9 protein-coding genes and 1 pseudogene are annotated in these 13,884 nt (G+C 60.8%); 3 read left to right on the top strand and 7 right to left on the bottom strand.

The genetic code is table 11. From position 1 onward, the window contains the following. Positions 1-466: 466 nt before the first annotated feature. Positions 467-1,339 carry an REP-associated tyrosine transposase gene (locus tag sS8_RS04275; RefSeq protein ID WP_331852280.1) on the bottom strand — a complete coding sequence of 291 codons (873 nt, stop codon included), beginning with the start codon at positions 1,337-1,339 and terminating at the stop codon, positions 467-469. Between the two features lie 285 nt (positions 1,340-1,624). Here sS8_RS04275 and sS8_RS04270 point away from each other — a divergent pair, with 285 nt between their 5' ends. Then, positions 1,625-4,171, top strand: a complete 2,547-nt coding sequence (locus sS8_RS04270) for a TonB-dependent receptor (protein ID WP_232020507.1) — start codon at positions 1,625-1,627, stop codon at positions 4,169-4,171. A 331-nt stretch (positions 4,172-4,502) separates the two neighbouring features. On the opposite strand, the gene sS8_RS04265 is transcribed toward sS8_RS04270, so the two are convergent. The 5 genes and pseudogenes from sS8_RS04265 to sS8_RS04250 form a co-directional block, all read right to left on the bottom strand. Continuing rightward, positions 4,503-5,654 (bottom strand): HAF repeat-containing protein, encoded by a 1,152-nt coding sequence (locus sS8_RS04265; protein WP_119628565.1) that lies wholly within the window; start codon positions 5,652-5,654, stop codon positions 4,503-4,505. Between the two features lie 741 nt (positions 5,655-6,395). After that, positions 6,396-7,439: an IS5 family transposase gene (locus sS8_RS04260; protein ID WP_119632611.1), complete on the bottom strand. Its 1,044-nt coding sequence runs from the start codon at positions 7,437-7,439 to the stop codon at positions 6,396-6,398. A gap of 49 nt (positions 7,440-7,488) precedes the next feature. Then, positions 7,489-7,905: a type VI secretion system tip protein TssI/VgrG gene (gene tssI / locus sS8_RS28940; RefSeq protein ID WP_232020506.1), complete on the bottom strand. Its 417-nt coding sequence runs from the start codon at positions 7,903-7,905 to the stop codon at positions 7,489-7,491. 62 nt (positions 7,906-7,967) lie between these two features. Beyond that, positions 7,968-8,693: pseudogene (locus tag sS8_RS04255) on the bottom strand (type VI secretion system Vgr family protein); the annotation flags it as partial. Between the two features lie 307 nt (positions 8,694-9,000). Then, positions 9,001-9,765, bottom strand: coding sequence for an IS5 family transposase (locus tag sS8_RS04250; RefSeq protein WP_119628564.1), 765 nt, complete (start codon positions 9,763-9,765; stop codon positions 9,001-9,003). A 194-nt stretch (positions 9,766-9,959) separates the two neighbouring features. On the opposite strand from sS8_RS04250, the gene sS8_RS04245 reads away from it, so the two are divergent. Together sS8_RS04245 and sS8_RS27935 are read left to right on the top strand one after the other, a co-directional pair. Next, complete coding sequence (locus tag sS8_RS04245; RefSeq protein ID WP_170160950.1) at positions 9,960-11,768, top strand: AAA family ATPase; 1,809 nt, start codon at positions 9,960-9,962, stop codon at positions 11,766-11,768. Then, entirely contained in the window at positions 11,680-12,774 is a 1,095-nt protein-coding gene (locus sS8_RS27935; RefSeq protein WP_232020505.1) for a tetratricopeptide repeat protein, read from the top strand. The genes sS8_RS04245 and sS8_RS27935 overlap by 89 nt, the downstream gene beginning before the upstream one ends. Before the next feature lie 51 nt (positions 12,775-12,825). On the opposite strand, the gene hypE is transcribed toward sS8_RS27935, so the two are convergent. Then, a complete protein-coding gene (gene hypE / locus sS8_RS04235; protein WP_119632610.1) occupies positions 12,826-13,884 on the bottom strand; it encodes a hydrogenase expression/formation protein HypE in 1,059 nt (352 codons plus the stop codon).

Genomic DNA, 13,884 nt, shown 5'->3' with positions numbered 1-13,884 from the left:
TCAACATGACTCATGACAGTTACTATCGATAGGATCTTTGCTTACTCTCCGGTTCGAAACCGCTCGCCTCTAGGAACCAGGAATGAATCGGGGGGATGCCGTTCGTTTGCGGCCGTTTGGCTTCACGCGGAAGCAACCAGGCAGCTATCGGGTGTGCTTCCGCCGGATTGAGCGTAACGCCAAGAGATACGGGATCTTGTCCACCACGATGCTCTTGAATCGTCCTTGGAGCACGTGAGCGCCCCCGCTACGCCGACGGTTATAAGCTTGGGTATAGGCCTGATCGAGGAGACGCATACCACGGCTGAGATTCGGCTCAGGCGTCTCAATCACGAAAATGCCGCTTGATTTCACATTTGTCGGTTCACGGTCTTCCAAGCCCGGATTTCACAGGAGGATCAGGGTCAGGTCTTGCAATCCAGCATCTTTGCTTTGAAGTTCATGGCTCAGTATGTCTGCAAGCCAATCATCTGCCGTGATTCCGTTCATATGCTTTGACGGCCCGACTAACCGTCGCATAATGCACCCCGAATACCTCGGCAATAGCCTTCATCGAATGATCACCGGAAAGATAAGCCAGTGCCATACCGGTATGAGGGGCATGCGCAAACTCGGATCGATATTCAGCCAGCGGCTTGGCGACAGGCCGGCGTTGCACGCGGGGGATTTCCTGTAGCGCTTCGTCCTTTGCCAGCACGGACTGCATGCGGGCAACAAAAGCCTGGTCACCGAGATAAATCTGGCCCTGCAATTTGTCCCAGAGGCTGGGCAGGCCGACACCGGCACGCACAAAATCGATATAACCGGCCCGGGCTTGATTGCGCTGCCTGCCGAACTGGCCTAATAACCAGTCAGTCTGTAACCAGTCCGGCGTTGACATTGACCCGACCATTGCTGGATAACTGCTCCACGGCCAGTCATCTACATCGTTGACCATGCCGGCCCGTACCGGATTGAGCACCACATAGCGCGCCAACTCCAGCAGATAACTGTCTTTTTCCACCATTATTGCCTTGTACCGCCCCTGAAACACATGACCGACTCGTCCATGCGTGCGATTGGTCATCTGAGTATAGACGCCGTTCAGTTGCCGCATGCCCTGCGCCAGATTGCCCTCCGGCGTTTCAATGACGATGTGGTAATGATTGGTCATCAGGCAATAGGCATGGCAAATCCAGTTGAAGCGGGAACAAACCTGTCCAAGCAAATCCAGCCAGACTCGCCGATCTTCATCGGAGAAAAAGATGGCCTCGCGCCTGTCGCCGCGAGAGGTGACATGATAAAGGCCGCCTGAGAGTTCTATGCGTAAGGGTCTTGCCATATACGATTGCGTCGCCATTTTTTGCGAAACCTTTTGGGACCTCCAAGTCACCAAAAGGAGCAAAAAATTGGCGACGAGTTATTGCCTTCGGCGCCCCGGCCGTCCCCGCTCGTCTGGTCCGGACCCAACAAGGGGTCCGGACACCGCTCGCAGATCACTCGACGCCCGGTCGCGATGCCTTGTGTGAGACCTCCGACCGCCGCTATCGCGTCGACCTTCGGTCTCACACCCGGCGCTCGGGCTTCCGGGGACTACTCGACTCGCTCGCTCACTCGCTCCATATCTCGCAGCGAAGGAATTATAGTGAAGGAATGTTGGCTTGCAAGACCTGACCCCGTTCCCTGCCGCGATGTTCCGCAATCGGCGTCGGTCGTATCGGGCCAGGAACTCGCCCGAGAACTTTCGCTGGACCTCGGTTCCATTACCCGACGCGCGTCCAACGTGCAGTTCAACCAGAACAATACGCGCGGCGCGTCGCTATCGATTCGCGGCTTGGGCAAGCGGAGTTTCACGGAAACCCAGGATCCCAGCGTCGGGGTCACCGTGGACGGCGTCCCGTATGCGCTCACCCAGCTTGCCAACTTCAGTTTTTATGACGTCGACTCGGTGGAAGTCACGCGCGGTCCACGGGGTACCGAGGGCGGCTTGGCCGCGAGTTCCGGCAAGGTCAACGTGATTTCCAAGATGCCGACGTTCAGCCCCACCGCGGAGCTGTCCGCAGCCTACGGGCAGCGCGAGGCCATCATTTTGCAAGGGGCGCTCGGCGGTTCGGTGATCAGGGATTTCCTGGCCTGGCGCGGTTCTTTCCTGGTCGACAAGGGGCGCGGCTTCTATACTCAGGAATACGACGACAATTACAGTCTGTACAACCGGGATCGTTTGAGCGGCCGCGCACAGCTGCTGTTCACCCCGACATCCAACCTGACCGCACGATTCACCGCCGATTTCGAGCCCAGGCAGCCGCAGCTCCAGAACGGCCTGACTTTCTATCACGACGTGCCGTTTCGATTCGCCGACGGCTCGTTGGTCGACCCCAACGGTACGCAGGCGAAAGCCAAGCTGTTCGGTTTTACCAACAACGCGGGCGTGTTCACCGGACCCCGTCCTTATTTCCAGAACCGGGGTTTTACCTGGGAAGACTATATCGGCGGCGAGAAGCGGCAATCGGTCTGGTTCAACGAGAATAAAGGCCAGACCGTTTCCAACCAGGGCGGATCGTTCCAGGTCGACTGGGACATCGGGGAGCATTTACTGAGCTCGATCACCGGGGTACGCGAATATTCCTTCGATGCGCACAACGACGAAGGTACACCCTTCGATATCAGCGTGGACGGCGGCGGCGGCGTGTTCTATCGGCAATGGACACAGGAACTCAAGGTCCGGAACAAACCCGGCGGGTTCATCGATTACACGGCCGGCGTCATCGGTCTGAAGACCAAGGACGACATCATCGGGAAAACCGGCTGGGGAGCCGATGCGGGAGCCTGGTTCGCCACCAACGCGCAATACAACACCCTGGACCGAAACGCCGGGGCCGATCGAGGGTCGGGACTGGCCTTGCTCAAGGACGTGTTGCAGGACGCGCGCGTAAAGGAAACGACCCGGGTCGAAACCGAATCGGGCGCTCTGTTCGGCGAATCGGCCCTGCATTTTACCGATGAATTCACCCTGACCGCGGGATTGCGTCTCACGCTCGAAGACCGTACGACCTCGAATCGCAGAGTCCTCACCAAAAACGGAGCGGGCGGCGCCCTGAATCCGGTTGCGATACGGGACGTACCGCTGGGCGGCTTCGATTCCGCCGCCAACGGCAACTTGAATCCGGGCAACTCGGTCGAACAGTTGAATCTCGCGGACCAGGTGGCCAACCGCTATTTCGGCAAAAGCTTGGCGGGTGCACCGGGAGAAACCTACGACACTTTGACCGCAGAGCAAAAACGCTTGGTGGGTACGGCCAAAACGCTCCGCGCCCAGCAGATCGGACGCCTGAACGAGAAAGTCAAAGGCGATTACGACGACCTTTTGATTACCGCTCAATTGACGCCCAGCTATCGGTTCAACGAGGATCTGACCGGCTATTTCTCCTGGCAGTACGGCGAGAAATCCGGGTCCGTCATCGCCGTGAACGGATTGCCGCAAAGAGTCGAACCGGAAAACACCCATGCCCTGGAATTGGGACTGAAGTCCTTCTGGCTCGACAAATCGGTGATCTTCAACATCGATGCCTTCGTGATGGATATCCACAACTATCAGCAGTCGGTGCTCGTCGTCGACGACTTCCAGACGGCGATCAACATCGCCAACGGCCAGGCCAACCCGACGGTGTACGTGGCCGCACAGGGCAATGTGAAGAAAGTGCGGGCGCATGGCATCGAGTTCGACGGTGTCATAAACACCATTCCGAATTTGTCGATCCGCCTGAACGGTGCCTACAACGTCGCCAAATACATCGACTACAAGAACGCGGCCAAACCGGAAGAACTGGCGTACTTGCCGCAGCCTTACATCGATCAGGGCGGCAAGCTTTTGCCCGGCGCGTCGAAATGGCAGTTCGCAGTGGGTGCCGAATATGCCCTGCCGGTGTTCGACAACTTCATGTGGCACACCAGCTTCAACACCACCTTCCAGAGCAAGTTCAACAATACCGACAACCTCTCGGCTTACGGCTGGCTAGACGACAGAGCCCGCACGGACGCTGCCATCGGCATCGGCACCCGGGACCGGGTGTGGGATTTGAGTTTGATCGGAAAGAACATCTTCAACGATCGCAGGCACGAAATCGGGTGGAATTCCTACAGCCCGGACCCTTACCCACGCTGGTTCGGCATTCAATTGAGCGGCAAGCTATAGAGGGAGACCGCGGCATCGCAAGGACGCGATGCCCGAGCCGCGCCGCTTCCGTGGACTCGGGCACCGGCGCAAACCCGCCGAAAGCGGGTTTACGCGTCGTTATTCAACTTCGAATCGCTTTCAATCAGGAATTCATTTTCGTAGGATGGGTTAGGCCGTGAGGCCGTAACCCACCGAGCGACCTCGGACCTGTCCTGAGCCAGTCGAAGGGTCGGTGGGTTACGCGGAGCCTGTCCTGAGCCTGTCGAAGGGCCTGTCCTGAGCTCCGTCGAAGGGCTAACCCACCCTACGATGAATGTTCACTCGAATGCCGAATGGAATAACGCATCAATCAGCTTCGGGCCAAAGCCGAACCCTTCCCGCGGCTCAGGCCGACAAGACCCAGCAGGGCGCTGCCCATCAGCCAGACCGCGGCGGGGATTGGCACCACGACCGGGGTGAGCAGGACGGCATGGGATCCACTCCCGGACTTCCACCCGGTAGCGGCGATTTGGCCGGCATCGTTGATCCCTTTTTCAAAGGTAAGCCTCCAGACGGCGGCGTCCGCCGGATCGAGCAGCGTGTTGAGATCCGTCATGACGCCGTTCACCGTGACGAATGTATGATACTCGCCGCTAGCAGTCTCGGACCTTCCCAACACCTGCCCGGCATTGTTGATGCCATAGGCATAGCTATAGCTCCCACCGAGCGTGCCGAGATCGGTCATCACGCCATTCATGGCGACGAAAGCATGCCGCTCGCCGCCGGCAGTATAGGAGTATCCCACCACCTGCCCGGCATCGTTGATGCCATAGGCTATGCTGATGTTCCCGCCGAGCGTGCCGAGATCGGTCATCACGCCGTTCACCGTGACGAAAGCATGGTGCTCGCCGCCGGCAGTATCGGATCCTCCCACCGCCTGCCCGGCATCGTTGATGCCGAGGGCAGAGCTACTGCTCCCGCCAAGCGTGCCGAGATCGATCATCACGCCGTTCACCGTGACGAAAGCATGGTGCTCGCCGCCGGCAGTATCGGATCCTCCCACCACTTGCCCGGCATTGTTGATGCCATAGGCTATGCTGGTGTTCCCGCCGAGCGTGCCGAGGTCGGTCATCACGCCGTTCACCGTCACGAAAGCATGTGTTTGCTCCGACGCGTCGATGAAAGTGGAATATCCCGCCACTTGTCCGGCATCGTTGATGGCGTGGGCCCAGCTAAAGTCTCCGCCGAGCGTGCCGAGATCGGTCATCACCCCATTCACCGTGACGAAAGCATGGAGCTCACCTCTGGCAGTAATGGAGATCCCTGCCACCTGTCCGGCATTGTTGATACCCTCGGCCGAGCTATCATTCCCGCCGAGCGTGCCGAGATCGGTAATCGAGTAGCGAACTGCCGCGTGAGCGTTGGAAGCGAGCCCCATCACGGCGAGAACGGTCAGCGCCTGGAGTGACGGTCTTGCGGACCAGGAGCGGATATTTCCGATCGCGTGTTTTTGTGCTTGCATGATTGCGAATACTCCTTCTTGCAGAGATGCCGCGAGAGCGGCGGAAGAACGCCGAAGAATTCGGGGTCATATTTCCCAGCGGCGTGGAGGAGGTACCACCATGATCCCGAAACCGTCGCCGAGGTTACGTAACCCCCGTCACAGCGCCATGACATGACTGGCCGAAAATGTAACGGGAAGATCCGTACCGTTCAACCCAAAAACCGCAATGGACTCTCCGAAATGCCCGCAATGCCATAGCGGATGAAAATTCCGCTCCGTCGGCACCGGAATGCTTCGGTTTCGGGGCTATCGACGAAGTCTTGGCAGAGGGAGCGTTCGTGCAGATAGAACAGGCACATAGGCCCCAATTGACGCCGCCCTTCCCTGGACGGTGCCGTTGACGATGGATTAATTCCAAATCGCTTTCAATAAGGCATTCATTTTTGTAGGGTGGGTTAGGCGCACGTCAACACTAACCGATGCCCCATCACTGCGCTTCGTGTGCGCCGTAACCCACCGGGCGACCTCGGGCCTGTCCTGAGCCAAGTCGAAGGGCTAACTTGCCATTGATGGGTTTCGCTTCGCTCTACCCATCCTACAATTGGGCACCTCGAAAAACCCTGAATTTTGATGAAAACCCGGCTCTAATTTTTTGACCGGGCGGGCACACGAGCCGACTCCCTCACGCTCTTGTCGCCATTTCACTTTTCATTTTCCCCGAATCGCCCGCGTTGGTGGCCTTTCGGGCGAGGGTGGGCCTCAAAAGGCCACGACACCCGCCTGTTTCAGGTAAACCAGCCGCTTCAGGTTATAGCTGGCCGCCATCATCGTCATGGCAAAGTTCGCCCTCGCCTGGCCGATGGTGCGAATAAACTTGCCGCCCATTTGTGCGATGGCGGCGAAGGGATGCTCGACCCGTGCTCGGACCCGGGCGATGCATTGATTACGTTGTTTCTGCCGTTCGGACAGCGGATGGTTGCGCTGGCCCTTGCGCTGGATGTGGTTGCGATAACCCGCTTCCTGGAGCTGGGCTTCCCGTTCCGCACTCGGATAGCCCTTGTCGGCATAGACGTCCCGGCTGGTGTTGCTAGTGTTCAACACCGCCTCAAAGTGCTGGCTGTCATGAGTAGCGGCGGTGCCGGTCTCGATCTTGCGGATAACCTTGTAGCGCTTGTCCACGTTGATGGAGAGCTTGTAGCCGTGGTGGCTCTTGCCGTGCTTCTTGGTCCAGGTGGCGTCCAGGTCTTTTTGCCGCCGCTTGGCCGGGCTCCAGTCCGCCGGCATCGCGCCTTCCTTCAGCATCTCCTTATCGTCCTTGCTGAAGTGCTGCTTTGGCGCAGGCACCAGGGTGGCGTCGATGATATGCCCCCCGCGGGCGATGTAGCCATGCTTGAGCAACTGCCGCTCGATGCCGTCGAACAGCGCCTGGGCGCCGACCTCGCCGATGCGGTTCTCGAAGGTCCACATCGTGGTGCGGTCCGGAATGCTGGCCGAGTCCATCAGCCCGCAGAAGCGCTGGTAACTCATCCGATCAAGCAACTGGTATTCCATCTGCTCGTCCGAGAGATTGTTGACCCGCTTGAGAAACAGGATGCGCACCATCGTTTCGGTGGGAAACGGCGGACGACCGCCTTGCGGGCTGACCGGTCGGGGCGCCGCCTGATCCACGTCCGCGGCAAGCGCCGCAAAGTCGATGTGGGTCTCGAAGGCCACCAGCGGATCGCCCATCCGGTCGATCTTCTGCTTGCGCAAATCGGCCGCAAACAGATCGGGTTTGATCGCGCTCTTCGGAGACTTTGGCATCTTCGGTTTGGTCATGTCTGGGACTCAACACACTGATTGGCTACAGGTCCTATTTTACCGGGCGCGCGCAGACCAAGGAGGTTTTTCGAGGTGCCCGAATGTTGATTAATTCCGCACCGGCCGTGTCGTCCAAGGAAATCTCGTTGTAGCCCTGCCCCTTGTGGGTATCGGATTTGACGCCGCTGATCATCGCGGATTTTGGAAGCGTGAACGGGTGCATGCTATCGCCGTTGTAGACTCGGCCGGTGATGATGGGCTGGTCGGGGTCGCCTTCCAGGAAGTCGACGATCACTTCCTGGCCGATCCGGGGGATCGAGACCGCACCCCAGTTTTTCCCGGCCCAGGGATGGGATACCCGGATCCAGCATGAACTGTTCTCGTTCCGTTGGCCTTCCCGGTCCCAATGGAACTGCACCTTGACCCGCCCGTACTGGTCGGTGTAAATCTCCTCGCCCGCGGGCCCCACCACCACCGCCGTCTGCGGCCCCTGGCGTAGTGCTCGCCGTGCTCGACCTGGGCGTATTGGCCCGGGTAGTCGAACACTTCCCACTCGGCCTGGGCATGCGGACGCGGCTGTTGCCGTTTCACCTGGAGATCCGCCATCGGCTTGGTGAAATCGTAATCGGTCAGCACGCAACACCCGGGCTGGATTTCGCGGGCGAACGACCACGAGAACAGGTGATCGCGCAAGCGGCGGGCGCTGTTGTTCGGTTCGAAGTACGGGATGGACTCGTAGCCCGGCACCTTCGGGTGGGCGGCGGCGGCATCGGCCAGGATCAGGGTGTGTTTGCCTTTCGCATGCTCGAAGAAATAGTAGATGCCCTCCTCTTCCATCAGCCGGCTGACGAAGTTGAAGTCGGATTCCCGGTATTGGACGCAGTATTCCCGCTGAGGATAGGTCAGACTGAGCCGGGCTTCGAAGTCGGTGAAGCCGTGGTCGCGGAACACCTGGGCAATGATGTCGGGGGCGGTTTTCTTTTGGAAGATGCGGCAATCGGAGGTGCGCGTGAGCAGCCAGAGCCAGGGCCTCAGCGTCACGCGGTAATGGACGAGGGTGCGGTCCGGGTCCAAAGCCCCGCCCAGTTGCGCGAAGCGGCAGACGACGCCGTTGAAATAGCGGATGCTGTCGTCGGGGAGGGTCAGGGCGACGTCCAGTCGGTCGCCGAGGAGCTGGTCCGCATTGATGGCCCCATTGGCACTGAGCAGATCCAGCTCGTAGTCGAAAAGTCCCCCCAGGCGTTCCAGCCCCTGCATCCGATGAAACAGCAAGATGTCGGGGCCGAGGGGCGAAAAAACCTGTATCAGCCGAGTTTTTTGGTTGAATTTCATATTCGCTTCGTTTTCGGCAGAAAATGGATACTCAAAGCCTGCGGCTCCGATAATTCAGGTGCGGGCCGCGACACCTACCTGAACGAGGGTTGACTCCAACTCGCCTGCAACCCTAATCGTCCGACCGGAGCCCTTTCCAACTGACGACCGGTCCTGAAACCAAGCTCCACACATTCCATTGCCGTCGCGGCCACGCATGCTTGGCGGGCTTACTCTAGGTTCTGTTGACGTATCAACGTAGCCAGATGAGGGCTGAGACGAATTGCAGCATACCGATGTAGTTGCGGGCGGTCTTTTCATAGCGTGAGAAAATCCTGCGGTAATGTTTGATTTTGTTGAAGAAGCATTCGATCAGGTGGCGCTCCTTGTAGACGAACCAATCGACCTTGCGGAGTTCCGTGCGGTTGCTGCGGGGCGGGATAACGGCTTCCATGCCCCGCGCCTCGATGGTCTGGACGAGGGCGTCGCTGTCATAGCCCTTGTCGCCGATAAGGGCCTCGGCCCCTTCCGGCGTCAGCCCCAGCAGCGTTTCGGCCTGGCCGATGTCGCTGGCCTGCCCGCCCGTCAGCACGAAGTCGAGCGGGTTGCCCAGGGCGTCGGTGATGGCGTGGATCTTGGTGCCGAACCCGCCTCGCGAGCGGCCCAGCGCCTCGGCCTCGGCGCTGCTCTCCGCCGCCCCGGCCGCGCACGGGTGGGCGCGGATGACCGTGGAATCGATCAGGATGCTCTGCAAATCAGGCCGATGCGAGCAGCCCGCGTGCAATGCCTGCCAGACGCCGTGGCGGCACCAGCGGGAAAAGCGCTTGAAGACCGAATTCCACTTGCCATGCTTAGCGGGCAACAGACGCCACTGCGCCCCCGACCGCAACACCCACAGGACGGCCGCCAGGAAGGCCCGGCAAGCCGCCTCCGATGTCACGCGGACACGCTTGTGGGCCGCCAGAATCGGATAGATTGCATTCCATTCTTCGTCGCTGATTTCGAGCCGGTTCGCCATCGTCAAAAGCCGCTAACCCTCGCAACTAGCGGCGGTTATGTCAACAGAACCTAAACGTCCCTGCCTCGCGTGTCGTTCAAAAATCGTAAAATTTCTGTCATTTTTTAGTTCAAAACATGACTCCTGACAGTCACCATCGATCACGATCTTTGGTTACTCTCCGGTTCGAAACCACTCGCCTCAAGGAACCGGGAATGAATCAAGGGATGCCAATCGTGTTCGGACCGTTCCGGTTGGAACCCGGCAATGCCATGTTATGGCGCGGCGATCAGGCGATCGTCTTGCGGCCACGCACCTTCGCCGTGCTGTGCTACCTGCTCGAGCACCCGGACCGGCTGCTCACCAAAACCGAAATTCTCAACGCCCTCTGGCCCCGCCAGTACGTCAGCGAAGGCGTCCTGAAGGCGTCCATCAACGAGATCCGCAAGGCCCTGGGCGACGATCCCAAGGCCCCGCGCTACATCGAGACCCGGCATCGCCGGGGCTATCGCTTCATCGGCCCCCGCGCCTCCCATCCACCGTCCGCTTCGAGCGCCCTTCCGTCCCCCCGGTGCGTCGGCCGGGATGCGGAGCTGAGACACCTGCACGCGGCGCTGGAAAAGGCGTTGGCCGGCGAGCGCCAACTCGTCTTCGTCACCGGCGAAGCCGGCATCGGCAAGACCACCGTGGTCGAGGTATTCGCGGAGGGCGCCGCCGCCCGGCAGGAGCTGTTGCGGATGGCCTCAGGGCAGTGCGTGGAGCATTACGGCCCCGGGGAAGCTTACTTGCCGGTGCTGGAAGCGCTGGGCCGGCTCTGCCGGCCCCCGCAGGGCAAACGACTCGTCGCGCTGCTGCGCCGCTATGCCCCTACCTGGCTCGGGCAGCTGCCCTGGCTGCTCAGCCCGGCCGAGCAGACCGAGCTGCAGCGCCAGGGGGTGGCGGCAACGCCGGAGCGGATGCTGCGGGAGATGGCGGAGGCGCTGGAAGCGGTGACCGCGGAGACCCCCTTGGTGCTGGTGCTGGAGGACCTGCACTGGAGCGATTATGCCACCCTGGACCTGCTCGCCGCCCTGGCGCGGCGGCGGGAGGCGGCGCGCTTGCTGGTGATCGGCACCTATCGGCCGATGGAGCTGATCGTGCGGGGGCATCCGCTGAAAGGGCTCAAGCAGGAATTGCAGGTGCACGGGCAGTGTGCGGAGCTGGCGCTGGGCGCCCTCAGCGAAGCGGCGGTGACCGACTATCTGGCCGCCCGGTGTCCCCGCGTCGCGCCCACCGTGCCGCTCGAGCGGCTCGCGCAGTGGGTGAGCCGGCGCACCGAAGGCAATCCCCTGTTCATGGTCCATACGGTGGCCTATCTCTGCGCTCGCGGGGCGTTGCGTGAAGCCCCGGAACCCGCGGGCCAAGACGCTTCGCTCCGCGTGCTCGAAGACGCCGAGCACGGCATGCCGGAGACCCTGCAGCAGATGATCGACCAGCAGATCGATCGGCTCAGCCCGGCCGGACGGCACGATGGCAGGGCGCTATGGCTTCCGCCATGTGCTGTATCGAGCCGCGTTGTCCGGCCGGCTGACGGCGAAGCGGCGGATGCGGCTGCATCAGGCGATCGGCGAACGGCTGGAGCAAGCCTACGGCGCGTGCGCCGGGGAGATCGCGGCGGAACTGGCCGTACACTTCGAGCAGGGCCGAAACCTTGGCCGGGCGCTGCGCTATCTGCAACAAGCCGCCGAGAAGGACCTCCGGCGGCTCGCCCCGCACGAGGCCATCGGCCTGCTCACCCGAGGATTGGCGCTGCTCGACGCCCTCCCCGACACCCCGGAGCGGACCCAGCACGAACTCGCCCTCCAAATCACCCTGGGCTCGGCGCTGATCGCCGTCAAAGGCTACACCGCCCCCGAGGTGGAGCAAGCTTACACCCGCGCACGGGTGCTGTGCCGGATGGTCGGCGAGACGCCCCAGCTCTTCTCCGCGCTCTGTGGCTTATGGTCGTTCTACTACTTGCGGGCGGAGTTGCAGACCGCCTATGAACTGGCGGAACAGCTCCTCGCGATAGCCCGGAAGGCGGACGACTCGACGTGGCTGCTGGAGGCCCACCAAACGCTGGGGACCACCTTGTTATGTTTCGGAAGGCTGGCGCCCGCCGGAAAACACTTCGAACAGGGCCTAGCCCTCTACGAGCCCGCGCAGCACGGCTTCCTGGCCTTTTTGCATGGTCGGGATCCGGGGATTCTTTGCCGGTTTAATATTGCAATGATTCTTTGGTTTAGGGGGGTTCCGGAGCAGGCCAGGACGCACCTCGAGGCAGCCCTCACTTGGGCGCAGGAGCTTGCACATCCCCTCACTCAAATCGTAACCCTGAATGCCGCCGTTTGGATTCATCACTTTTGTGTATCTCATGAAGCCGAGCCCATCCTCGAGTACTACGAAGCGCTGGGACGGCTCGGCATTGAACATGACATCCCCTTGGCGCAGGAGACCCATCTCATCATGGGCGGGTGGATCCAAGTCATGCAGGGACAAGTCGACGCCGGCATTGCCCAGATCCGGCAGACTTTGGCGAACTACCAGCCCAGTGCCATGCAGGTGATGCGGGCTCATCATTTCGGACTGCTCGCCGATCTATGCGCCGTGGGTGGTCGCCTCGAAGAGGGTCTCGAAGCCGTGACCGAAGCACTCAAGGAAGTGGAACGCGTTGGCGAGCACCTTTACGAGGCGGAGCTGTATCGGCTCCAAGGCGTACTCATGCTGAAGGCCTGTCCAGTCGAAAGTCCGGAGTCCGGGGCGGAGGCCTGTTTTCTCAAGGCCATCGCGACTTCCCGGCGGCAGGGCAATAAGTTATTCGAGTTTCGAGCGGTGGTGAGCTTGAGTCGGTTATGGCAGCGCCAAGGCAAGATAGAAGAAGCCCGCCGGATGCTGGCGGAAATTTACCATTCATTCACCGAAGGGTTTGACACGCCGGATCTGCAAGAAGCCAAGGCGCTGCTCGCCGAGTTGTCCTCGAAGGACGGCCAGGAAATCGAAAGAGTCCACTGACCGGCGTCGCATTGCTGGTTTCGATACGTCTCGCCTGATCCGTGACGATTCTCAGCAGATTCTCGGCAGTTGTTCGCCGCTGGGCAGGTCGAGTACGCGCACGATGTCATAGGGATTGCGCAGACTGACTTTTCCCTTGCCCACGGAACCGACCCGCCCGATGAGACAGGCGTCATGGCCCAGAGGATGGGCGTGCAGCACATCCAGCGCCCGGCCGACGGCGCTAGCCGGGACGAACAGTACCATGCGGCCTTCGTTGGCCACATAGAGCGGATCGAAACCCAGGATTTCGCAGGCGCTACGCACCGGCGCGGCGACCGGTATCGCGCTCTCGGACAATTCCATATCGAAACCGGCATCTCCGGCCAGCTCCAGCACGGCGGCCGCCAGTCCGCCGCGGGTCAGATCGCGCAGGCAATGCAGCTCGACGCCGGCGCGCAATAATTGCCCCACCAGCCCGGATAGGTCCGCGCAATCGCTTTCGACGGTGGTCTCGAAACCCAAGCCTTCGCGCTCGGCGATGATGGCGACACCGTGACGGCCGATGTCCCCGCTCAGCAGGATTGCATCCCCTTCCCTTATGCCGGCCGGGGCGATCTGCAAGCCGTGCTCGATCAGCCCGATGCCGCTGGTAGCGATGTACAACCCATCCCCCTTGCCGTTTTCGACGACCTTGGTGTCGCCGGTGACGATCGCGGCGCCCGCGGCTTGCGCGGTAGCGTTCATGCTGGCCAGAACGCGCGCGAGGTCGTTGACCGGGAAACCCTCTTCGATTACCAGGGCGGCACTCAGGAACAAGGGTTTGGCGCCACTCATGGCGAGATCGTTCAAAGTACCGCAAACGGCCAGTTTGCCGATGTCCCCTCCGGGGAAGAACAGCGGCTTGACCACATAGCCGTCGGTGGTGAAGGCCAGCCGATTGCCACCCACCTCGAACACGGTACTGTCATGGCGCTGATCCAGGTGCGGATTGGCAAAGGCCGGCCGTACCAGGCGCTCCAGCAATTGTTGCATGAGGCGGCCGCCGCCGCCGTGAGCCATGACGATCTGGGTATATTGGCCTATGGGCATCGGACAAGCCGACAAGGTGTTTTCGGTCTTTTCGCTCAT

This window comes from Methylocaldum marinum (assembly GCF_003584645.1).
GTDB lineage: Bacteria > Pseudomonadota > Gammaproteobacteria > Methylococcales > Methylococcaceae > Methylocaldum > Methylocaldum marinum.
The sequence above is the reverse complement of the archived record's forward strand: the minus strand, read 5'-3'. Positions and strand labels throughout refer to the sequence as shown.